18 protein-coding genes are annotated in these 21,019 nt (G+C 56.8%); 11 read left to right on the forward strand and 7 right to left on the reverse strand.

Features of this window, described 5'->3' with window-relative positions; all coding sequences use genetic code 11:
* Positions 1-18: 18 nt before the first annotated feature.
* Positions 19-2,946, reverse strand: coding sequence for an excinuclease ABC subunit UvrA (gene uvrA / locus E8M78_RS08430; protein WP_137134643.1), 2,928 nt, complete (start codon positions 2,944-2,946; stop codon positions 19-21).
* Between the two features lie 261 nt (positions 2,947-3,207).
* Between uvrA and E8M78_RS08435 the strand changes: the two genes are divergently transcribed.
* A complete protein-coding gene (locus E8M78_RS08435) occupies positions 3,208-3,750 on the forward strand; it encodes a single-stranded DNA-binding protein (RefSeq protein WP_137134644.1) in 543 nt (180 codons plus the stop codon).
* Positions 3,751-3,826: 76 nt separating this feature from the next.
* On the opposite strand, the gene E8M78_RS08440 is transcribed toward E8M78_RS08435, so the two are convergent.
* A complete protein-coding gene (locus tag E8M78_RS08440; RefSeq protein ID WP_137134645.1) occupies positions 3,827-4,456 on the reverse strand; it encodes a MarC family protein in 630 nt (209 codons plus the stop codon).
* Positions 4,457-4,733: 277 nt separating this feature from the next.
* On the opposite strand from E8M78_RS08440, the gene gyrA reads away from it, so the two are divergent.
* From gyrA to E8M78_RS08470, 6 genes are all read left to right on the forward strand, one after another.
* The gene (gyrA, locus tag E8M78_RS08445; RefSeq protein ID WP_137134646.1) at positions 4,734-7,565 is read left to right on the forward strand and encodes a DNA gyrase subunit A; all 2,832 of its coding nucleotides are present in this window, start codon (positions 4,734-4,736) and stop codon (positions 7,563-7,565) included.
* A gap of 304 nt (positions 7,566-7,869) precedes the next feature.
* Positions 7,870-10,155, forward strand: coding sequence for a TonB-dependent siderophore receptor (locus tag E8M78_RS08450; RefSeq protein WP_137134647.1), 2,286 nt, complete (start codon positions 7,870-7,872; stop codon positions 10,153-10,155).
* Positions 10,156-10,232: 77 nt separating this feature from the next.
* Positions 10,233-10,919, forward strand: coding sequence for a Fe2+-dependent dioxygenase (locus E8M78_RS08455; RefSeq protein ID WP_137134648.1), 687 nt, complete (start codon positions 10,233-10,235; stop codon positions 10,917-10,919).
* Complete coding sequence (locus E8M78_RS08460) at positions 10,916-11,569, forward strand: tetratricopeptide repeat protein (protein ID WP_137134649.1); 654 nt, start codon at positions 10,916-10,918, stop codon at positions 11,567-11,569. The genes E8M78_RS08455 and E8M78_RS08460 overlap by 4 nt, the downstream gene beginning before the upstream one ends.
* A complete protein-coding gene (locus E8M78_RS08465; protein ID WP_205910229.1) occupies positions 11,566-12,642 on the forward strand; it encodes an alpha-hydroxy acid oxidase in 1,077 nt (358 codons plus the stop codon). The genes E8M78_RS08460 and E8M78_RS08465 overlap by 4 nt, the downstream gene beginning before the upstream one ends.
* 29 nt (positions 12,643-12,671) lie before the next feature.
* Positions 12,672-13,103, forward strand: a complete 432-nt coding sequence (locus E8M78_RS08470) for an OsmC family protein (RefSeq protein ID WP_137134650.1) — start codon at positions 12,672-12,674, stop codon at positions 13,101-13,103.
* Positions 13,104-13,132: 29 nt separating this feature from the next.
* Here the strand turns inward: E8M78_RS08470 and E8M78_RS08475 are convergent, their stop codons facing one another.
* Both E8M78_RS08475 and E8M78_RS08480 read right to left on the reverse strand, forming a co-directional pair.
* Positions 13,133-13,630: a BON domain-containing protein gene (locus E8M78_RS08475; RefSeq protein ID WP_137134651.1), complete on the reverse strand. Its 498-nt coding sequence runs from the start codon at positions 13,628-13,630 to the stop codon at positions 13,133-13,135.
* A gap of 62 nt (positions 13,631-13,692) precedes the next feature.
* Positions 13,693-14,190, reverse strand: a complete 498-nt coding sequence (locus tag E8M78_RS08480; RefSeq protein WP_137134652.1) for a peptide deformylase — start codon at positions 14,188-14,190, stop codon at positions 13,693-13,695.
* 197 nt (positions 14,191-14,387) lie between these two features.
* Between E8M78_RS08480 and mgtE the strand changes: the two genes are divergently transcribed.
* Together mgtE and E8M78_RS08490 are read left to right on the forward strand one after the other, a co-directional pair.
* Entirely contained in the window at positions 14,388-15,803 is a 1,416-nt protein-coding gene (mgtE, locus tag E8M78_RS08485) for a magnesium transporter (protein WP_137134653.1), read from the forward strand.
* 83 nt (positions 15,804-15,886) lie between these two features.
* Complete coding sequence (locus E8M78_RS08490) at positions 15,887-16,273, forward strand: MerR family DNA-binding transcriptional regulator (RefSeq protein WP_062554511.1); 387 nt, start codon at positions 15,887-15,889, stop codon at positions 16,271-16,273.
* Positions 16,274-16,316: 43 nt separating this feature from the next.
* Here E8M78_RS08490 and E8M78_RS08495 read toward each other — a convergent pair whose 3' ends face one another.
* Positions 16,317-17,306 carry a DUF1624 domain-containing protein gene (locus E8M78_RS08495; RefSeq protein WP_246658269.1) on the reverse strand — a complete coding sequence of 330 codons (990 nt, stop codon included), beginning with the start codon at positions 17,304-17,306 and terminating at the stop codon, positions 16,317-16,319.
* Between the two features lie 21 nt (positions 17,307-17,327).
* Entirely contained in the window at positions 17,328-18,020 is a 693-nt protein-coding gene (locus E8M78_RS08500) for a DUF599 domain-containing protein (protein WP_137134654.1), read from the reverse strand.
* A 454-nt stretch (positions 18,021-18,474) separates the two neighbouring features.
* On the opposite strand from E8M78_RS08500, the gene E8M78_RS08505 reads away from it, so the two are divergent.
* On the forward strand, positions 18,475-19,872 hold the full coding sequence (locus E8M78_RS08505) for an L-serine ammonia-lyase (protein WP_137134655.1): 1,398 nt from the start codon (positions 18,475-18,477) through the stop codon (positions 19,870-19,872).
* Between the two features lie 71 nt (positions 19,873-19,943).
* Positions 19,944-20,381, forward strand: coding sequence for a DUF1489 family protein (locus E8M78_RS08510; protein ID WP_137134656.1), 438 nt, complete (start codon positions 19,944-19,946; stop codon positions 20,379-20,381).
* A gap of 36 nt (positions 20,382-20,417) precedes the next feature.
* Here E8M78_RS08510 and E8M78_RS23795 read toward each other — a convergent pair whose 3' ends face one another.
* Entirely contained in the window at positions 20,418-20,693 is a 276-nt protein-coding gene (locus E8M78_RS23795; RefSeq protein ID WP_137134657.1) for a hypothetical protein, read from the reverse strand.
* Between the last annotated feature and the right edge of the window lie 326 nt (positions 20,694-21,019).

The following is a 21,019-nucleotide window of genomic DNA, read 5'->3' on the forward strand; positions in this document are numbered from 1 at the left end:
AACCCTCGATCTCATCCACTACTCTGCCGCTTCGGCCTTGACCTTGACCTGCGGCCTGCGCGTCAAAAGCTCTTTCAGGAATTGCCCGGTATAGCTGCGCTTTTCCTTGACGATTTCTTCCGGAGGGCCACAAGCCACGATTTCACCGCCACCGGTTCCGCCCTCGGGACCAATGTCGATGATCCAGTCGGCAGTCTTGATGACTTCAAGGTTGTGCTCGATCACCACAACAGAATTGCCCTGGTTGACCAGCTCGTGCAGCATTTCCAGTAGCTTGGCGACATCGTGGAAATGAAGCCCGGTTGTCGGTTCATCCAGAATGTAGAGCGTCCGGCCTGTCGAGCGCTTTGAGAGCTCTTTCGCCAGTTTCACGCGCTGCGCCTCGCCGCCCGAGAGCGTATTAGCCTGCTGACCGACCTTGATATAACCGAGACCTACATCGAAAAGCGCCTGAAGTTTGTCCCTGACCGCGGGCACCGCGGAGAAGAACTCAACGCCTTCCTCGACCGTCATGTCCAGAACGTCGGCTATCGATTTGCCCTTGAACAGCACGTCGAGTGTCTCTCTGTTGTAGCGCTTGCCATGGCAAACATCGCAGGTCACGTAGACATCGGGCAGGAAGTGCATCTCGATCTTGATGACGCCGTCGCCCTGGCACGCCTCGCATCGTCCACCCTTGACGTTGAAGGAGAAGCGTCCCGGCTGGTAGCCGCGCGCCTTTGCTTCCGGCAGGCCTGCAAACCAGTCTCTGATCGGCGTGAAAGCACCGGTATAGGTGGCCGGGTTCGAACGCGGTGTGCGGCCGATCGGCGACTGGTCGATGTCGATGACCTTGTCGATGAACTCGAAGCCATCGATGCGGTCGTGCTCCGCTGGAATCTCGCGAGCGCCCATAACCCGACGTGCCGCGGATTTGTAAAGCGTTTCGATGAGGAAGGTCGACTTGCCGCCGCCGGAAACGCCGGTGACGGCTGTAAAGACGCCCAGCGGCACCGATGCAGTAACGTTTTTCAGGTTGTTGCCGCGTGCACCGACAACCTTGATCTCCTTACCCTTCTTGGGTTTGCGTCGTTCTGGCGGAACCGCAACGCCGAGCTCACCCGACAGATATTTGCCCGTGAGGGAGTTCGGGTTATCCATGATTTGTTGCGGCGTGCCTTCAGCAACCACTTTACCGCCATGGATACCGGCGGCCGGGCCGATGTCGACAACGTAGTCGGCTGTCAGAATGGCATCCTCGTCATGTTCGACAACTAGCACCGTATTTCCGATATCGCGAAGATGCTTCAGCGTTTCCAGCAACCTGGCATTGTCTCGCTGGTGTAATCCGATCGACGGCTCGTCAAGCACATAGAGAACACCAGTCAAACCAGAACCGATCTGTGACGCAAGCCGTATACGTTGACTTTCGCCGCCCGAAAGCGTGCCGGAATTTCGGGACAGACTGAGATAATCGAGCCCCACATCGTTCAGGAAGCGCAGCCGGTCGCGAATTTCCTTCAGAATACGAACAGCAATCTCGTTCTGTTTTGCGTTCAGACGAGCAGGAAGGTCCTCGAACCAGTCTCGCGCCTTGCGGATCGACATGTCGGTTACCTGCCCGATATGCAGGGTATCGATCTTGACCGCCAGGGCCTCGGGTTTCAGACGGAAGCCGTCACAGGCCGGGCAGGGTGCCGCGGACATGTAGCGCTCGATTTCCTCGCGCGCCCAGGCACTGTCCGTTTCCTTCCAGCGGCGTTCGAGGTTCGGAACGATGCCTTCGAAGGTCTTCGTCGTCTTGTAGGACCTTGCTCCATCCGCATATTGAAATTCGATCTTCTCCTCGGTCCCGTGAAGGATTGCCTTCTGCGCTTTGTCCGATAGTTTTGACCACCGATCGGAGAGCTTGAACCCGAAAACCTTGCCCAGCCCCTCAAGTGTCTGATTGTAGTAGGGCGAAGAAGATTTCGCCCAGGGCGCAATCGCGCCGTCTTTCAGCGTTCTATCGGGTTCTGGAACGATCAGGTTTTCGTCCACTTTCTGCTGCGCACCAAGGCCATCACAGGTCGGGCATGCGCCGAAAGGATTGTTAAAGGAGAAAAGGCGAGGTTCGATTTCCGGAATCGTGAAACCGGAGACCGGGCAGGCGAATTTCTCGGAAAACAGAACACGCTCATGCGTTTCATTGAGCGACTTATTCGCAGATCCCCCGGCTGAGGTTTCCTCTGGTGGCAAAGGCTTGTCGGCGAATTCTGCGATGGCAAGACCATCCGCCAGCTTCAGGCAGGTCTCCAGACTGTCCGCCAACCGGGCGCCGATATCGTTGCGCACCACGACACGATCCACCACGACATCGATATCGTGCTTGTACTTCTTGTCGAGCGCCGGTACCTCGGCAATCTCGTAGAACTGGCCGTCAACCTTGACGCGCTGGAAGCCCTTTTTCATCAGGTCCGCCAGTTCCTTCTTGTACTCTCCCTTGCGTCCGCGAACCATGGGAGCAAGAATATAAAGGCGTGTCCCATCTCCAAGAGCCAGAACACGGTCCACCATCTGGCTGACCGTCTGGCTTTCGATCGGCAGGCCGGTTGCCGGAGAGTAGGGCACGCCCACGCGCGCAAAAAGCAGGCGCATGTAGTCGTAGATCTCGGTCACCGTGCCGACGGTCGAGCGCGGGTTTTTCGACGTAGTTTTCTGTTCGATCGAGATGGCAGGAGACAGCCCGTCGATCTGGTCGACGTCCGGCTTCTGCATCATTTCCAGGAACTGGCGTGCATAGGCCGAGAGGCTCTCGACATAGCGACGCTGACCTTCGGCATAGATGGTGTCGAAGGCGAGTGAGGATTTCCCCGAACCCGAAAGGCCGGTCATCACGATCAGGCTGTTGCGCGGCAGATCGAGATCTACACCCTTGAGGTTATGCTCGCGGGCACCGCGAATGGAAATCGTCTTGAGTTCGCTCATCGTCTCTTGGCTCTGTGGGAGGTCTGGCCTCATATCTAGTGATCTCTTCGCCACTGTCGAGGCACTTTGGCATAAGTTAATATCTCGTACGCTGGTTACGTGTGATCCCGTTGACAGGATCATAACCAAATACTAGAACAAATAAAGAACAAATTTGGTTGTGGATTAAATGTATCAACATCGCGCCGACGGGGCGGATGCTTTAAGGTATTGCCCAAGCGAAATAGGAGATGCCGCTCGATCGGCAGACAAGGTGTTAAGATGGCAGGTAGCGTCAACAAGGTCATTCTGATTGGGAATGTTGGTGCCGATCCAGAAATTCGTCGCACGCAGGACGGTCGTCCGATCGCCAATTTGCGAATCGCAACCTCGGAAAGCTGGCGTGACCGCAACAGCGGCGAGCGTCGAGAAAAGACCGAATGGCACACCGTCGTCGTTTTCAACGAGGGCCTCTGCAAGGTCGTCGAACAGTATGTGAAGAAAGGTGCCAAGCTTTATATTGAAGGCGCGCTTCAGACCCGCAAATGGCAGGACCAGAGCGGCAACGACCGCTATTCGACGGAAGTCGTTCTGCAGGGCTTCAATTCGACGCTGACCATGCTGGATGGTCGCGGTGAGGGCGGTGGAGCCGGCGGCGGTTACGGGGGCGGCCGCGGATCGTCCACTGGAGGAGATTTTGGTGGTGGCTATGGCGATGATTATGATCGCGCCCCGGCCAGTTCCAGCTCGGGTTCCGGGCGAGGCGGTCAGTCCTCCGGCGGCGGCGGTTTCGCTCGTGATCTGGATGACGACATCCCATTTTGATGTGTGAAAATAAAAGGCGGCCGAGGGTGTCGGTCGCCTTAATTGTTTGGCCCGCTTGATCCGATGGACTGGTTCGTCAGCTATTGAATGCCGATTTGATGCCATCGACCACGAATTGCACAGACAGTGCAGCCAGCAACACGCCCAGCAGTCTGGTCAGTAGCGCCCGACCTGTGACGCCGAGATAGCGGTCAAGTTTCTCAGCAACGATCAGCGCCAGCAGCACAAGCAGCATGACGAAAGCAAGCATGCCAATCAGCAACACACGGTCCAGAGGTGCTGCAAAGGAACCCGCAAGAAGCACGGTTGCGGAAATTGCGCCGGGCCCGGCAATTAGCGGCAGGGCCAGCGGGAAAACTGCGATGTGCTGCACATGATCGATGGAGATGGCGGCCTTTGACGTTTCTTCCTTCCGCTCGTTGCGCTTCTGAAAAATCATTTCGAAGGAAATCCAGAATAGCAGAAGACCGCCGGCAATGCGGAAGGCGCCCATGGAAATACCAAGGATCGAAAGGATTCCAGCACCGAAAACGGCAAACGTCGCCAAGATCCCGAAGGCAATGATCGTTCCGCGAATAGCAACCTGGCGACGCTGTATCGCATCAAGACCTGCAGTCAGTCCCAAGAAGATCGGCGCAAGACCGGGGGGATCGAGTGTAACCAGCAGGGTTGTGAAGGCACTCATGATATTGTCGGCAGATGCCATGATTCCCTCGTCTGCTACTCTTTGTTCTCTACGCACCGTTTAGGCCAAATGTACGCGTCGTGGAAGCGGTCTACCAGCAGATAATTGGCGCGCTTTACGCGATTGAGGCATTCATCTTGTGCATTTCATGTTTGGCTTGTGCGCATCTATGAGGGCAAACACTATGGTCAGCTAGAAGATAGCCAAAAGCCTGTTCAAAACCTGCCGCAAAATTGGCGTTTGAATTGTGCATGGGCTATACACACAAGACTGATTCCGAACAGAGATCGTACCCGATTTGACTGACCAGAGCACACCCGGCGGCGGAAAGCTGCCTCCAGGCATCGAACCCATTTCCATCATGGAAGAGATGCAGCGTTCCTATCTCGACTACGCCATGAGCGTAATCGTGAGCCGGGCGCTGCCCGATGTGCGTGATGGCTTGAAGCCTGTTCATCGTCGCATCCTTTACGGCATGTCCGAACTCGGCATCGACTGGAACAAAAAATACGTCAAATGCGCCCGCGTGACCGGGGATGTGATGGGTAAATACCATCCGCACGGCAATGCCGCGATCTATGACGCATTGGCGCGTATGGCGCAGGATTGGTCGTTGCGGCTGCCGCTGATTGATGGCCAAGGGAATTTCGGTTCCATCGATGGCGATCCACCGGCGGCTGAACGCTATACGGAATGCCGTCTGCAAAAGGCCGCCCACTCGCTGCTGGACGATCTCGACAAGGAAACCGTCGATTTCCGCGATAACTATGACGGTACCCTGTCGGAACCTGTTGTCGTTCCTGCAAAGTTTCCGAACCTGCTCGTCAATGGCGCTGGTGGTATCGCCGTCGGTATGGCGACCAACATTCCGCCGCATAATCTGAGCGAAGTCATCGATGGCTGTATTGCGCTCATCGATAATCCGGCAATCGAACTCCTTGATCTGATGCAGATCATTCCGGGTCCCGACTTTCCGACCGGTGCCTTGATCCTCGGCCGGTCCGGCATCCGTTCGGCCTATGAGACGGGTCGTGGTTCGGTCATCATGCGCGGCCGCGCAACCATTGAGCCGATGCGCGGCGATCGCGAGCAGATCATCATTACCGAAGTTCCCTATCAGGTGAACAAGTCGGCAATGATCGAAAAGATGGCCGAGCTCGTGCGCGAAAAGCGCATTGAGGGCATCTCGGATCTTCGAGATGAGTCCGATCGCCAGGGTTACCGTGTCGTCGTCGAGCTGAAGCGTGATGCGAATGCCGAGGTCATTCTGAATCAGCTGTATCGCTACACGCCGCTTCAGACATCGTTCGGCTGCAACATGGTTGCGCTGAATGGTGGTAAGCCTGAGCAATTGACTTTGCTCGACATGCTGCGGGCCTTCGTCAGCTTCCGCGAGGAAGTCGTCAGCCGCCGCACCAAGTATCTGCTTCGCAAGGCGCGCGATCGTGCCCATGTGTTGGTGGGCCTTGCCATTTCCGTGGCCAATATCGATGAGATCATCAATCTCATCCGTCGTGCCCCCGATCCGCAGACCGCGCGTGAGCAGTTGATGGAGCGCCGCTGGCCGGCGAAGGATGTGGATGCCTTGATCCGCCTGATCGATGATCCGCGTCATCGCATCAACGAAGACGGCACATACAATCTGTCGGAAGAGCAGGCCCGTGCGATTCTTGAATTGCGCCTTGCTCGCCTGACGGCACTCGGACGCGATGAGATCGCTGACGAATTGAACAAGATTGGTGCCGAGATCAGCGATTATCTCGATATCCTCTCGTCGCGTCTGCGTATCCAGCAGATCGTCAAGGATGAACTGACCGCAGTCCGTGACGAGTTCGGTACCCCGCGCCGGACGGAGATCATGGAAGGCGGCCCGGACATGGACGATGAGGATCTCATCGCCCGTGAAGATATGGTCGTCACTGTTTCGCATCTCGGCTATATCAAGCGTGTACCGCTGACGACCTATCGCGCTCAGCGTCGCGGTGGCAAAGGCCGTTCCGGCATGGCGACCCGGGATGAAGATTTCGTCACGCGCCTGTTCGTTGCCAACACGCACACGCCAGTTCTGTTCTTCTCGTCGCGCGGTATAGTCTACAAGGAGAAGGTCTGGCGTCTTCCTATTGGCACGCCGCAGTCCCGCGGCAAGGCGCTCATCAATATGCTGCCGCTAGAGCCGGGCGAACGCATCACCACCATCATGCCGTTGCCGGAGGACGAAGACAGCTGGGCAAATCTTGACGTCATGTTCTCGACGACACGTGGTACCGTGCGTCGAAACAAGCTGTCCGATTTCATCCAGGTCAATCGCAACGGCAAAATTGCGATGAAGCTCGAGGAAGAGGGCGATGAGATCCTCTCGGTCGAGACCTGCTCTCCGCCGAATGCGGACCTCGGTCTGCCGGGCGACGACGTTCTTCTGACGACGGCACTTGGTCAGTGCATCCGTTTCCCTGTGGAAGACGTGCGTGTCTTTGCCGGTCGCAATTCCATTGGGGTCCGTGGCATTACCCTGGCAGAAGGCGACCGTCTGATTTCGATGACGATTGTTGGGCATGTTGCAGCAGAACCATGGGAGCGTGCGGCCTATCTCAAGCGTTCGGCTGCGGAGCGTCGCGCCGCAGGAGTCGACGAGGATGATATTGCGCTTGTCGGCGAGGAAGTGACTGAGGAAGGCCAGCTTTCGGATGAGCGTTACGAGTATCTGAAGGCACACGAGCAGTTCGTTCTGACAATCTCGGAGCGTGGTTTCGGCAAGCGTTCGTCGTCCTACGATTTTCGGACATCCGGCCGTGGTGGCAAGGGGATCCGCGCGACGGATACCTCGAAGACCAACGAGATTGGTGAACTTGTCGCGGCATTCCCAGTCGAGGATAAGGATCAGCTTATGCTCGTTTCAAACGGTGGCCAGCTCATCCGTGTTCCGGTCGATGGCATCCGTATTGCCAGCCGTGCAACCAAGGGCGTTACAATCTTCTCGACTGCGAAGGATGAGAAGGTGGTGTCAGTCGAGCGTATCAGTGAGCCGGAGGGCGACGAGTCGGGCAATTTGCCGGAGGAAATCGCCGGGGAAACCGGTGACCTTGGCGCCGCACCATCAGAAGGTTCAGGCGACGGCCCGACCAACGAGTAATAGCCGCACTAGCGAAGTTGCAAAGGCCGCACCGATCTGATCGGTGCGGCCTTTGCGTTTTAAGGGAGACCTTCGCTTCTCGAAAATGGCACGCCGCACTGACATGGTCCCCGTGTTTAAACGGGGGACAAAGTCTTGGAAAACGCAGCGGAATTTTTGGAATCTTATATACGACTCATTGACTCCACTTTCCTGACACAATACTGGACAAATCGAGACAAGTTTTAGGCCTGACGTTTGCCTGGCGGTCCTGCCGATCCCGCGAACGTGCCTTTGCTGCCTCTCAGGGGTTCAGGAGAGTGTGATGGAAATTGAGAGAAATTTGGCCTCGTTGCGGCCGTTGATGTCTGGCGCTGCCGCGACGGCCGGTCTGGCAATATCGATTGCTGGTTTGCCTGTCGTAGCCAACGCCCAGCAGGCGGCAACGAATGCGCGCACAGGTTCTGCCGCGGCGACTGATGACGAGACGGTGTTGAACCGCGTGATAGTAAGCGGCCAAGGTGGCAAGGGCCCCAACACCAATGAGCGTACGACGGGCATTTCTCGGCTTTCGGCCTCCATCAAGGAAACGCCCAAAACGATCAATGTCGTGCCAGCACAGATCATAGAAGAGCAGCGCGCTACGACACTGGAGCAGGCACTGCGCAACGTTCCCGGCATCACGCTTTCCACGGGCGAAGGCAATGGCGGACAGAACGGTAGCCAATTCCGTATCCGCGGTTTCCAGGCGCGCAGCGATGTCTATGTCGACGGCCTGCGCGATTTCGGAGTCTATTCCCGCGATACGTTCAACACGGAAGATGTTCAGGTCTTCAAGGGTCCCTCCGGTGATAACTTCGGCGCTGGAAACACGGGCGGCCTGATCAACCAGAGCAGCAAAAAGGCTCGTCTCGAAAACTTCACGAAGGTCGACCAGTCCGTTGGCACGGGGCCAACCTACCGCACGACCGTCGATACGAATTACCAGATCAATGATACGACGGCGATCCGCTTCAATGGCGTCTATCACAAGCAGGACGTCGCGGACCGTGACAACGTCACGTCAGATCGCCGTGGTTTCGGCGTCGATTTCGGCATGGGTATCGGCACCGAAACGGAATGGCATCTGAGCTACAGCTATCTGCACGGCGATGGTGTTCCGGACTACGGTCAACCGATGGTACAGGGCTCGAATGGCATTTATCTTCCAGCCGCGGAGTATGGCTTCGATCCGTCGATCTCCTATGTGCGCTCGACCAACAAGGACGTCACCAACAACCATATGTTGGGATCATCCCTCCGCTCTGAACTGACGGATTGGTTAACAATCACGAACGACACGCGCCTGACGATTTACAATCGCGACTTCAGCGGCACTACAGTAGGTTCTTGCGCCAATAGCGCTACATCAACCTGCGCAACAGATTTCTTCCGCGGAAACCGTGCTGCAAACTACAGCCTTAGTGCAGGTGGCGGCCTGACTTACGATCAGGAAGGTTGGGCGATCCAGAACGTCACAGCCGCTCAGATGGAATTTGAAACCGGGTCCGTTCGCCATAAGGCCGTTGTGGGTCTTGATGTCAGCTTCCAGAACGATGAGCGCGTCAACGGTTCCTGGCCGACCTGGACGAACCGCAATATCGAGTCCCTGTTCAATCCCCGCTACTACTACAATTTCTCGCCGGTCTATGATTATGCCGGCAAGCGGACGCTTGATGCGACGAATGTTGGCTTCTTTGTCAGCGATCGCGCTTATCTGACTGATGAGTTCTCGGTGCTTGGCGGTTTGCGCATCGATTACTTCAAAACGGAGCTGGAGCAGAGCGGCGCCTCCGTTTCGCAGAGCGATACGGCATACAATCCGTCTGCTGGCATTGTCTGGGAGCCGAACAAGAACCTGTCGCTCTATGCATCCTTCGCTCGTACCCACAAGCCGGTCTCTACCGACATTGCGGCTCTGACAGGCAATGCTGCAGAACTGCCGTCGAGCAGCGCGCCGCTGTCGCCGGAGCGTTCGGATACCTGGGAAATCGGCGGCAAGGTTGACCTCCTTGACGGCAAGCTCGGTTTGACGGGCGCGATCTTCCAGGTCGACAAGGACAATTCCTATAACGAAGTGACTGGTCTCCCGGCCGGTGCAGGCGATGCGGCAACCGGTCGCCGGGTTCGCGGCTTCGAAGCTGGCCTCAGCGGCGAGGTGACAGACAAGTGGTCCGTCTTCGCCAATTACGCCTTCCTGGACGGTGAGATCACCGAGTCTGCCACGGTCGCGCAGATCGGCAATGAAGCGCCGAACGTGTCCAAGCATAACTTCAACCTGTGGACCACCTATACGATCGCGGAAGAGATCTCGGCAACCCTTCCAGGTAAGCTGAAGGTCGGCGGCGGTTTCCTCTATGCCAGCTCCTATTGGCTGGATACGGCCAACACGCAGAAGATCCCGAACGCCTTCTCGCTGGATGCTCTGGTGTCCTACGAAACAGATAAGTTCCGTGTGTCCCTCAATGGTTATAACTTGACGGATCACCAGAACTACCAGTCGGGCCAGAGCGGCCGTGCCGTTCCGTCCTCGGGCCGCACCTTCATGCTGACCGTCGGCACCACCTTCTGATCATTGGCCAGAGACAACAATACGCGATGCGCTGCCTGACGGTGGCGCATCGTCTTTGCGTGACAGGATGAAATAACATGTTGATCCAGGTCCCTGATGTCCTGACGAAGGAAGAGTTGAACCATTGCCGAGCCGTTCTCGAGGGTTCGCAATGGGTGGATGGAAAGGTCACTGCCGGTGATCAGGCAGCGAAAGCCAAAAACAATCTGCAGATCCCCGTCGACAGCGAAGAGGCGCGCGTGCTGGGGGAACTGGTGCTCAATGCGCTGGGAAGAAACCCGACCTTCAACTCTGCCGCCTTGCCGCTTCGCGTTCTCCCTCCGATGTTCAATCGCTATGACGTCGGGATGACCTTCGGCGCGCATGTGGACAATTCCATTCGCACCATCCCAGGCTCTGGCGGCATGCGGATGCGCGCTGACGTATCCACGACGATTTTTCTGACCGATCCGGATGAATATGATGGCGGCGAACTCGTCATCGAAGATACGTTCGGCACCCATGCGGTCAAACTGCCGGCCGGCCATATGGTTGTCTATCCCTCGTCCAGCCTCCACCGGGTCGCGCCGATCACGCGCGGCAGTCGCTGGGGTTGCTTCTTCTGGACACAGTCCATGGTGAAGGATGATGGCCTGCGCGCTATGCTCTATGACCTGGACGTCGCGATTATCCAGACCCGCCAGCAACTGGGTGATGACAATCCGGCGGTGCTTGGCCTTGTCAATCATTACCACAATCTCCTAAGGCGTTGGGCGGAACTGTGACGGCAGGTAGTCATGAGACGCTGGTAGAGGTGCAATTGGCGCTCGCACAAGTGCATCTTGACCGACAGGAATACGAAAGCGCCTTGGATCTGCTGCGCGCGGCGGCCCGTGCGAAAGACGCGCGCGCAATCAATATGCTGGGTCGGGCCTATGAGCGAGGCTGGGGCGTACCTCCAGATTGCTCGACTGCCGCAGTCTATTATCGCCAAGCGGCGGACTTGGGAGATGCGTGGGCAATATTCAACCTGGCGGATCTATTGCTGCGCGGTGATGGGGTCGATCAGGATGACGCCGCGGCCTACGCCCTCTACGTGGATGCAGCCCGGCAAGGGCATGCCAAGTCACTCAACATGCTTGGGCTACTGCACGAGGATGGTCGGACAGGCGCGCCGGATGAAAATATCGCGCTTGAATTCTATCGCGCGGGAGCCGCGCAGGGAGATTGCTGGGCGCACCTGAATGCAGCTCGACTTCTGTTGGCCAAGGGCAGCCATTGTGATGCATTTGATCTTCTTGAAAGGTCGGTATCATTTGGATTTCCGGATTTCTGGAAGCATTTGGAGGCTGCGCTCTTGTCATTCAAAGGCGCGCGTGCGGATGCGCTAAAGGCACGTCTGGATATGCTGCTGGCGGAAAAGGGCCTGCCGTGATCGCTATCCCGGACGACACTGTTTCACTGCTTGATTATGAACGTCATTTTCGCGCACGGATCGATCCGGCAATTGGATCATACATCAATGGTCCTGCTGGAGACGGGCAGACGAAACGCGCAAACCGCGAGGCTTTCGAGCGTCATCGTCTGATGCCAAGCGTCTTGAGAGATATGCGCGGCGCTTCGGCGAAAACAGTCCTTCTCGGTTTAGAGATGGCCTACCCCATTCTTCTGGCCCCGACTGCCTATCACCAGCTAGTGCACCCGCAAGGAGAACTTGCAACTGTTGAGGCGGCGGGCCTGGCCAGAACAGTGATGACGGTCAGCCTGCTTTCAAGTGTCGGTCTGGAAGCGATCGCAAAAAAATCGATGTCACCGCTTTGGTTTCAGCTCTATCTTCAGCGGAGACGAGAGGAAACGCTGTCCCTCGTCCGGCGGGCTGAAGCGGCCGGTTACCGCGCTCTCGTCGTAACGGTGGACGCGCCGGTCAATGGAATGCGGAACGCGCAGGCGAGGGCGGGTTTCAAGCTTCCGATGCAGATCCGACCGGTCAATCTGGATGGGTTGGAAGGCTCCGCGCCGGTTCGGGCTGTCAATGGCAGCCCTGTGTTTCAAGGCATGCTCGACGAAGCGGCTCGATGGGAGGATATCGCGTGGCTGAGAGACAATTCTCGCCTACCGCTCATCCTGAAAGGCATCCTCAATCCGCAGGATGCACTGCGCGCCGTCGAACTTGGCGTCGATGGTCTCGTGGTGTCCAACCACGGTGGCCGTATACTGGATGGCCTTCCCGCCAGTCTTGATGTTTTGCCGCTGATTGCTGATCGGCTCGATGGTCGTATCCCTCTTATCCTTGATGGGGGCATTCGTCGCGGGACGGATATCGTCAAGGCGCTGGCATTCGGTGCATCTGCCGTCATGGTGGGTGAACCGGTCCTGCATGCCCTCCACATTGGTGGTATGCCGGGGGTTGCTCACATGCTGACGGTTCTGCAGACAGAGTTCGAAGTGGCGATGGCTCTGCTCGGAAAAGCTTCGCTTGCCGAGATCGATCGTTCGGTGCTTTTCTAATCCCACATAGATGAGTCGAGGAAAAAGCGGTGGTCGATATTCGGGTGAAGACAAGAGAAACCGGAGCGACGTCCGTCTTGGGTGTGCGGGGGCGCGCAGCCTTGCGGACGGTGACCGGCGGTGAACTCGAGGTGGTCACAGGCGTTTCGGAGCCGGGCTTCAACCCGCTCGATCTGCTTTACTCCTCGCTCGCGGCCTGTCTTGTGCTCAGCGTCAAAGGCGCGGTGATCAAGCTGCAAATGCTGGATAGGTTTGAGGGCGTGGAAGCAATTGTCACCGGAGAAAAAGCGCATGATGAGCCTTCCCGCGTTGAAAGCATCACAGCCACACTGAATATTGCAGGTGACTACGATGAAAGCCAGCGCCACGAAATTGCAACGCTGGCGAAACATCTTTGCACGATTAGCAACACGATTGCCGCCGCTCCACCTATCCAATTGCAGGTCAATTCGGCAGCATAACCTTTCTAAAGCCCGCTGATCGATTTTGCTTAATCCTCATCGGGAATGAGGCTGTCGATCCCAAGCAGCGTGAGCTCGTTGACGACTTTTCCAACGCCTGGCACGCGCTTGACATGCGCCACGAGCTTGCGTGCGGTCTGCGCGTCATCGACCTCGCCTTCAATGGTCACCGTGGTCCCGTCGGCGCGAATGTCGATGGTTTCCATAGCGACGAGGTCGAGCGCTTCAATTGCGTCGCTCACCCGCTCTTCCAGATCGTCGCTCAGCTCCATTCCTTTTGTCGCCGGAGTGGTGCGATCGGTGACGCCCTCTTCCAGACCGGTTTCATCGGCGTTGTCCACCTGAAAGCCCTTGTTGCGCTCGCGGTCGAAATTCGCAGCCGTATCGCCATAGGCAGCGTTGGCAACTGGCGCCGCGGTCGCACCGGCCTGATCAGCATAGGGCCATCCGTCGTCGATGTTCCGGGTGTCGTAATCGCGGTAATCTTCCTCGCGGGAAATGTCGTTGACCGATTTCTTGGCGGGCATGATGAGACCTCCTGAGTTTGCTCAGCCGCACAACGTACAGAAGGCGTTATGGTTCTCATTCTTCAGCGAACAGAATGCTTTTCCCATTTCTTCAGCAGCCGGTCCCGCTTGAGACGGGAAAGTTTTCGGATCCAGAATATGCCGTCCAACTGATCAATTTCGTGCTGGATACAGGTGGCGAGAAACCCGTCCGCATGATCCGTGAAAATCTGTCCGTCGAGATCCTGATAGCGGAATTCTATGCGGGAGGGTCTTTCCACTTCGTCTGTCATGCCGGGCATGGACACGCTTCCCTCCGTAAAACGCTGCAGATCGTCGGAAACTGAAACGATTTCGGGATTGATATGGATGTGCAGCGGCTGGTCAGGCGCAAGCTGAATGACCGAAACGCGCTGATCCACCCCGATATGTGCAGCCGTGATCCCGACGCCGGGCGCTGCTCTCATCGTATCCAGAAGGTCGTCGCAGAGGCTCTTCAGCTGGGCGTCAAAAGAGGTAACGCGGGTACAGGGCCGCGAAAGCAATGGGTCGGGGTAACGAAGAATCGTGTGTACAGCCATCGTGTCAACAAATTGGTCTTTGTTAATCTGCGGTCGATATCTGTTAGCACGTCCAATGCATGGCGTGCAGCCTTTCCGATAAAGATCATCATTATGCTGGCTTCGCCTATCCATTTGTTGACAATCGACTTTTCGCAGCCATTCTGCCGACTCGGGCGGATCCACTTCGGCGCAGGCGTTTGGTACAAGGAGCGGCAATGACGGAACTTGACGAAAGCCGTGCGAAACCGCAAACCGATGACGTAGACGAGGATATCTACGCAGAGAACGGCTCTATTCGTTCCGACTTCCTGGCCATGGTTGGCGCTGCGATTGCGGACCGCGATTTGCTGTTCCTCCGGCAGAATGTCGCCTCCTTGCATGAATCCGAGCTGGGTGACCTGCTGGAGTCCATCCTGCCGGATCAGCGTCTGGCGCTCGTCAAACTGCTCGGCAACGACTTCGACCTGACGGCTCTGACAGAAGTCGATGAGGCCATCCGCCTCGAAATCGTCGATCAGATGCCCAATGAGCAGATCGCTGCTGCTATCGGAGAGCTTGATTCTGACGACGCCGTCTACATTCTGGAGGATCTCGATCAGGAAGATCGGGAAGAGATCCTCGCCCAACTGCCGTTCACCGAACGCGTTCGTCTGCGCCGCGCGTTGGACTATCCAGAAAGTTCCGCCGGTCGTCGAATGCAGACGGAGTTTGTGGCGGTGCCTCCGTTCTGGACCGTTGGCCAGACCATCGACTACATGCGGGATGAAGAAGATCTGCCGGAGAGTTTCACGCAGATTTTCGTGATCGATCCCACATTCAAGCTTCTCGGCATCGTGGATCTTGACCGCATCTTGCGCACCAAGCGCCAGGTGAAGATCGAAACCATCATGCGGGAAACCAACTATCCAATCCCCGCCGATATGGACCAGGAAGAGGCGGCCCAACTGTTCGAACAGTACGACCTTCTCTCCGCCGCTGTTGTGGATGAGAACGGCCGGCTCGTCGGTATTCTCACCATTGATGATGTCGTTGACGTCATTCAGGAAGAAGCCGAGGAAGACATCATGCGCCTGGGCGGCGTGGGTGACGAAGAGCTGTCGGACACCATTCCTGAAACATCGCGCTCCCGCGTCCCATGGCTGTTGGTGAACCTGCTGACAGCCCTGCTGGCCGCCTCGGTCATCTCAGTATTTGAGGCCACAATCGAGCAAATCGTAGCACTCGCTGTGCTGATGCCAATCGTTGCAGGCATGGGCGGCAATGCCGGTTCCCAGACGATGACCGTGACGGTACGCGCTCTGGCAACACGCAATCTCGATATCTACAATGCGTGGCGCGTGGTGCGACGCGAGGCGGGTGTGGGCCTACTGAATGGCATCATCTTTGGCGTCCTAATCGGCATTGCCGCTGGACTGTGGTTCCAGGATGTGAACATCGGCGGAATCATTGCGGCTGCCATGCTGATCAACATGATGGCCGCTGCATTGGCCGGCATCATGATTCCGCTTCTCCTTGACAAGGTTGGCGCCGATCCCGCCGTTGCATCCGCCGTCTTCGTAACCACCGTGACGGATGTGACCGGATTCTTCTCGTTCCTCGGTCTTGCGACATGGTGGTTTGCCATCAGCTGAGTCCAGCCAGTCAGACCGTGGCACCCGAAATTGACTTGCACGTAAAAGTCAATTATTTTGAGGTCTTCATACGGGATACTGGCGTGAATAAGTATTATACCATCACTGAGCTGACGCGGGAATTCGGCGTTTCCACCCGAACCTTGCGCTTCTACGAAGACGAGGGTCTTATCCACCCCGAGCGCCGCGGGCGGACCCGGCTGTTTCGTGCCGCAGACAGGCGCCTGATTCAGGAGATCCTGCGCGGTCGCCGCATTGGCTTTACGATCGCGGAAATACGGGAAATCATCCAGGTCTACAAGGAACCGCCTGGCGAGATCGGCCAATTAAAGCTTCTTATGAAGCGCGTCGATGTCAAGCGCGATGAGCTTCGCCAGAAACGCAAGGATATCGACGATACGCTGAGCGAACTGGATAACGTCGAAGAGGCATGCCTCACGCGTCTTGCGGAAATCGGCGTCGGAACCTGATCGAAGCCGGGACGACGGCGCATTAGCCTTCGCCCGCCAGCAGCTACCGCGATTGGATCGAACACTCCTGAATGATCTTGTTCACCCGCTCATCGCCATCAAGGCTGATCTCCCCCCGGTATAATGGCTGAAGCAGGGATTGACCGCTCAACGCCCGCGCTGTGCAGCCGCAGAAGCGCTCACACAGACCTGCGTCATTGCCCTGTGCCTCGCAGGAAGGGCGGCAGTCCCGCTCATAGCCGGACACCAGATCAGGTGCAGGCGGCGGAATGACCAGCGATGCAAGATAGACGCAGGCAATCAGGATCGGCTGATGCAACAGATAGAACAAAAGGCTGTGACGCCCGGCCTTTGTCAGCAGGTTAGGCTTCTGTTGCAAGCGTTCAAGGTGAGTGAAAACCCCATGGCGCAGACAGAAACCGGCAGCGGCTACTCCAAATAGAACGGCTGAAAACCACGGGAAAAGCGGGACGTAGTCATTCGAGCGCGGAATGGTCTCTGCAAAGCCAATCCATGCCAACCAACGGGAGTCAAAAAGCGAGAAGCTCAGAATACCTGGCTGAACCCAGTTATCCGCAATCATTCCGCCGAGCAGCAGTACCGCTACAAGGCCGGTGATGAGAGGCGGAAGGCGCAGGAAGGCCAATGCGATCAGGCTGGATACGGCAATGTTGTGGAGAATGCCGAAAAAGATCCATTGATCCGGTAGTGCGATGTATGTCCCAGCGCTGATCAGAATTGCCGCGCCCGCCACCATGCCAAGGCGCTTGAGGAATGATTGCCAGCGGATGCCATTGTTATGCGCCAGAACGAGGCTGAAGCCAACCAGGAACAGAAAGGTGGAGGCTATGCCTCGGGCATAAATCTTCAGCCAACCGTGCGTGGCGGTGCCCGCTTCAAGGTACTGGAAGAACTCCAGATCCCACGTGAAGTGATAGGATGCCATGGCGATGAGAGCGATGCCGCGCAGGGTATCGATGAACGGCAGTCGGGGCACAGGCTGGATGCTCACGTCGGTCGATGAATGGCTCAACTCTCTGTCTATCCTTGAAAATTACGGGACCGGCTGGTCCATGAGCGCACGGCGCGCTTCCGAGAAAAACTGACGCCGCATGAGTACCACGATGACGCACAGCGTGGATGCCATGAACATATAGGGCCCGATAAACCAGCCGAGATAGCCAATCGATAGGAAAATTGTGCGCAGCCCGGCATTGAAGTGCCGCGCAGCGATTATGTTCATCCTGATTACATTTTCTGCAATACGCTCCACCTCGTTGCGCGGCATTGAAGTGTCGCTCGCCATCGGCAAGGTGCCAAACAAGATGGTGCAGTAGTTGAAGAGGCGATAGGACCAGCCGAACTTGAAGAAGGAATAGCCGAAGAGCGCGGTTAGACCCACGACCTTGGATTCGAAAGCAGCGCGCCCGGAATATTCAACAAATGCAAGATCCCGAAATACTGCATCAACGCGATCGGTGGCACCCAACAATGCGAAGCAGCCACCGATTGCAAAGATGGAGGTTGATGCGAAGAAGGCGGTTCCGTTTTGCAACCCTGCCATGATCTGCGTATCGATCATCTTGAGGTCGCGTTTCAGGGAATTGTAAATCCAGTCCCGGCGTCGTTCCGCCATCACCTGGTTCAGACTCTTGCGCGGCAGAACCGGGTCGCCGCTGGTCAACCACGAGTATCCAACCCAAAGTGCCACGAACAGAAGAAGTGCGATGATGTCGACCGATGTCATGAGGCGCCCTGCCGATGGATTTGAGATTTCTATGCGCCACTTCTGGATTCGGCTCAAGCCGCCTCCGCGGCTGGCTGGCTGTGAGGCGTCCTGAGGTTGGGATTAACCAATAGTGAATGGATTAAATTTCGCACTTGCGAAACGCCTCGGAGATTAATAGATCCTTAACAATCGATCCCGGCGCCGAAATTCCTGGGCGTCAACTGAGGAAATCATGGAAGACAGCGTCGTTAAATCCTGCTGGGGTGTCACGTTCAAGGCCCTATGCGGTTTCGCAGGTATTCTCGCAATCGCTTATCTTGTTAGCTCATTCTGATCCATAAACCGGTGGGACGTTTCTCGTCGGAAATGCTGCCTAATTATATATAGACATGTCGCTGCAGGGACTGGACTTGGCGTTCAGTCCGGCTAGGTTGTCGCATCCTGACGAGATCGATGTGGGAACGCTAGCAGCATGTTTTTATCCGTATTTGATGTCTTTAAAATTGGTGTTGGTCCGTCGAGTTCACACACGATGGGACCCATGTCGGCCGCCAATCGGTTTCTGGACCTGATCGTATCCAATGAATGGCCGCGTCCGGCCGGTTCACATGTTTCCGCCATCAAGGCAAGCCTGCATGGATCACTCGCCTTCACCGGGATCGGCCATGGAACGGGCAGGGCGGTTATCCTGGGCTTGATGGGGGAAGCGCCTAATACTGTCGATCCGGACCGGATGGACGATGTCATCGAACAGGTCGAACGCAGTGGCAGGATTACGCCGCCGGGCCATCCTGGCTATGATTTCCAGCCAGCGACGGATCTTATTTTCGACAAGAAGCAACCTTTGCCCGGTCACGCGAATGGGATGAGCTTCTCGGCATTCGATAAGGACGGTCGTCTTCTCCTGAAGCGGATCTATTATTCGATTGGTGGCGGGTTCGTCGTAACTGATACGGAACTGGAAGCAATGCGCGGGCAAAAAAACGCTGCAGCAGCTAAGGTTCCGTACCCCTTCTCGACGGCGAAACAGATGCTGGAAATGGCAAGGGCGTCCGGCCTCAGCATTGCTGATATGAAGCGTGCCAATGAATTGACGCGCATGAGCGAAGAAGACCTTAATAGTGGGCTGGATGAAATCTGGTCCGCCATGAGTGGCTGTATCGATAGGGGCCTGAAGGTAGACGGCATCATGCCGGGAGGTCTCAAGGTCCGCCGCCGTGCCAAGTCAATTTATGAAAAGCTGACGAATGATGCACGCAGCAACCGGCTTAACCCGGTTCTCGCAAACGACTGGCTGAGCGTCTATGCAATGGCGGTCAACGAGGAAAATGCCGGTGGCGGACGTGTGGTCACCGCTCCCACCAATGGCGCCGCTGGCGTCATCCCGGCCAGCATTCGCTACTTTTTACACTTCCATGAAGATGCAACGATCAAGGATGTGCGCACCTTCCTGCTAACCGCTGCGGCTGTCGGTGGCATCATAAAACACAATGCTTCAATCTCGGGTGCTGAAGTCGGCTGTCAGGGCGAAGTTGGCTCAGCCGCAGCCATGGCGGCGGCGGGTCTGGCAGCCGTGATGGACGGAACGCCAGAGCAGATCGAGAATGCCGCAGAGATTGCGCTCGAGCATCATCTGGGCATGACCTGTGATCCAGTGGCTGGGTTGGTGCAGGTTCCCTGCATCGAGCGCAATGCGCTCGGGGCCGTGAAAGCCGTCACGGCAGCGTCGCTCGCGATCAAGGGCGACGGCTCGCACTTTGTTCCGCTCGATGCAGCCATCGAAACGATGCGTCAGACCGGAAACGATATGAGCGAGAAGTACAAGGAAACCTCGACAGGCGGCCTCGCAGTCAACGTCGTTGAATGTTGATCACAGGAATTTAGGATTGGACTCTGAAGGACCCTCTTGACCCGAAAGGCAAGAGGGTCTTTTAGCATCCTATGGCTCTTCATCTGATCAAGCTCTGCGTCGGCGCCGACTCCCTTCAGGATCTGAGGGAATGGGTGGCCGATCGTTCATTGACGGCTATTGCTGCGGGACTTCAACCCCACTCGACGCACACCACGCGTATGGTGCCCAAACGGGTCGAGGAACTGCTCGATGGCGGCTCGCTCTATTGGGTTATCAAGGGGCAGGTCACGGCACGTCAACCTCTGCTGGATATCGTGACCTTCACCGGGGGAGATGGCATCGGCCGATGCAACCTCGTGCTGGGACCGGAGATCATTGAAACGGTCCCTCAACCAAAGCGACCTTTCCAGGGTTGGCGTTATCTGACGCAGGAGGATGCTCCGCGAGATCTGGGTGCGATTGGCGATGATGTCGCATCCATGCCGGAGGATCTGCGACGAGAACTGGCCGAACTCGGCTTGCTCTGAAAGCGAAAAGGGCGCACCCGCTGCGCCCTCGCCAAATCATCTTAGCCGCAGACGCAGCGGTGACCGACCGCTCCTTGCAGCCAAATGCAGATGAATATTGGCTCTTGGCTGAGTATGGCGCCAAGCCCGGGCTCCATGGGAAAGAAGAAGCGACACGAGATCGCGCGTTTTCTCCTTCGGTCGACCGATGCCCATTCCCATACCGGCCAGCCGCATGGCGGCTTCGTGCAGAGGATGAAGTGCGCCTCCACGGAGTTTCGACTTCGAGCCTGTCGGCAAGTCAAAGTCGAGATTGTTCTCATTCGTTGCCATAGTGACCTCGTAACGCAATACAAGCGAGGATCTGTTTCCATCCGAAACGCAGATGGTGTCGGGAGGCGGACTGCCTCCCTTATACCAAATGTCGGAGGTAGGGACCGATTGCGCCGGAGCGATTTTGGTTTGCGGCGAGGAGAAAACCACAGCCGGACCAATCCGTCCGGCGCGGATTTTCGACGACGTCCGAAGACCAAAAGCGCCCGGTCCTCTGGATGGGCCGGATTTCCTTCACCGACTTTGTCGCAATCCTCGACCGATGCAGGAGCATCGCTCTCCGGTATGCTTCTCGTCGGATGAAGGGCTCCGGTCCCACGCAATAG

It is taken from the genome of Rhizobium sp. FKY42 (assembly GCF_005222835.1).
In the GTDB taxonomy this organism is placed as follows: domain Bacteria; phylum Pseudomonadota; class Alphaproteobacteria; order Rhizobiales; family Rhizobiaceae; genus Neorhizobium.